Here is a 1,671-nt window from a genome sequence, read left to right as displayed (position 1 = left end):
CATATCGAGCACCTGTATTCCTTACTTTCGCAATATTATGCACTTCTTCACTTACAATTTTCACCTCATATTTGGATGCAATATCAACTGTTTTATCCTGTGAATTGTTATCGACGACAATGACCTCCAACGAATTGGATTCATTCCTTTCAAACTCTTTTTTGGCCTTCATCACAGAGATCAGCATTTTTTCAATCAATTGCGCCTCATTATAGGCTGGAATTATTAATGAAATTTTCATCTTAAGACCTCTCTTAATTAGTCACCACACTTATGATCAATACCAAATCAATAGAAAATTAAATTCTCTAGCTTATCTCTTTTTCAAACACACCAATAACCTCTCCATAATATAAAGTATGGTAATCATTTGACTTGTATTTGCCTTTGACATAGTCTGCTACTATTAGAGAAGGGTCCATAGACTGCTTGTAGGCAATTTTACATAGAATATGCAAATCACACTCTTCAATTACTGGAACAGGAAAATCTTTCAAATATTTTGCTGTAAGGCCATCTTCTTCAAACTTGTTCTTATCACGACCCGAAACAGTCCCACAAAGGAGGAGTTCATTTTTCATTGTGCCCAGTTTAGGAATGCTAATCGTAAAATATGCTGAACCTTCTATAAGTTCAAAAGTATATCTTGAATGCCTCACTGCAACAGTAAAGCTGTCTCTGTCCCACATACGCCCGCTATTTCCCCACGCAATCGTCATTGTATTGACAATTCCATTAGCTTCGACGGTCAAAAAAATACCTTTCTTTAATTGTTCTATGATCTTATTTTGAACTTCTTCAAACTTAACTTCCCTTAAAACAGAATTCATTTGCCAACTCCCTTCTGAATGTCATGCCCCGTTCATCCTCTATTATGCCTACAATAAACATCAAACTTCTTATTAACAGTATAGCTATTGTTCATCCATCTGTAAAATCAATCTAACCGAAAGTTATTATCAGAAATACTGATCGATGATATAATGAAGCACATCAAAGCACGCTATAAAAGGGAACACATCAAAATGATTCTATTTCTTTAACAAATCCCTAATTTCAGTTAATAAGACAACTTCATCCGATGGTTTTGCTGGCGCTGCGGGCTTTTCTGCTTCTTTTCTTTTCATTTTATTTATACTCTTTACCATGAGAAAGACTACCAATGCAATTATGACAAAATCCACGATATTCTGTATAAACTTGCCATAATATATTGCTGATTCAGGGACATCACCCACTGCTTCCGCAATGACTATTTTAAGGTCTGTAAAGCTGACACCTCCAAAAGCAAGCCCTACAATTGGCATGATAACATCGCCTACAAGTGAAGCGACAATTTTACCAAAGGCGCCACCTATGATGATCCCTACTGCCATATCAAAGACATTGCCTTTTAATGCGAATTTTTTAAACTCTTCTAAAAACGTTTTCATTTTTGTACCTCCATATTGTATGTGATTACCTTATGTGAATCCAGTTAAAATAATAATACCCAAAACTTAAAGGTAATCTGCGACTAATTTTTCGAATTAATTTGAATAAACCTCTACAATGGTAGTCTATTCAAAAATGTTTAGTCGTATTGACCTGATTGTATAAGACCTGAAGGCATGTTATACTCCTTCTGAGAGCACATTCTAATAAAAGACGTATGCATGTTTTCACAAGTAT

At 34.9% G+C, this 1,671-nt stretch carries 3 protein-coding genes; all 3 read right to left on the bottom strand.

What is annotated here, in order from left to right; all coding sequences use genetic code 11:
- Positions 1-241: glycosyltransferase family 2 protein (locus AC220I_RS22205; protein ID WP_486726051.1), on the bottom strand; the 241-nt coding region annotated here is incomplete at its 3' end.
- Between the two features lie 67 nt (positions 242-308).
- Positions 309-830, bottom strand: a complete 522-nt coding sequence (locus tag AC220I_RS22200; RefSeq protein ID WP_486726050.1) for a flavin reductase family protein — start codon at positions 828-830, stop codon at positions 309-311.
- 201 nt (positions 831-1,031) lie between these two features.
- Positions 1,032-1,433 carry a large-conductance mechanosensitive channel protein MscL gene (mscL, locus tag AC220I_RS22195; protein WP_486726049.1) on the bottom strand — a complete coding sequence of 134 codons (402 nt, stop codon included), beginning with the start codon at positions 1,431-1,433 and terminating at the stop codon, positions 1,032-1,034.
- Positions 1,434-1,671: the final 238 nt, after the last annotated feature.

This window comes from Fusibacter sp. (genome assembly GCF_057447755.1).
The sequence above is the reverse complement of the archived record's forward strand: the minus strand, read 5'-3'. Positions and strand labels throughout refer to the sequence as shown.

What these genes read in the sequence shown, in the direction of transcription:
- AC220I_RS22200 (WP_486726050.1), bottom strand. Translation starts at nt 830, where the DNA reads ATGAATTCTGTTTTAAGGGAAGTTAAGTTTGAAGAAGTTCAAAATAAG.
- mscL (WP_486726049.1), bottom strand. Translation starts at nt 1,433, where the DNA reads ATGAAAACGTTTTTAGAAGAGTTTAAAAAATTCGCATTAAAAGGCAAT.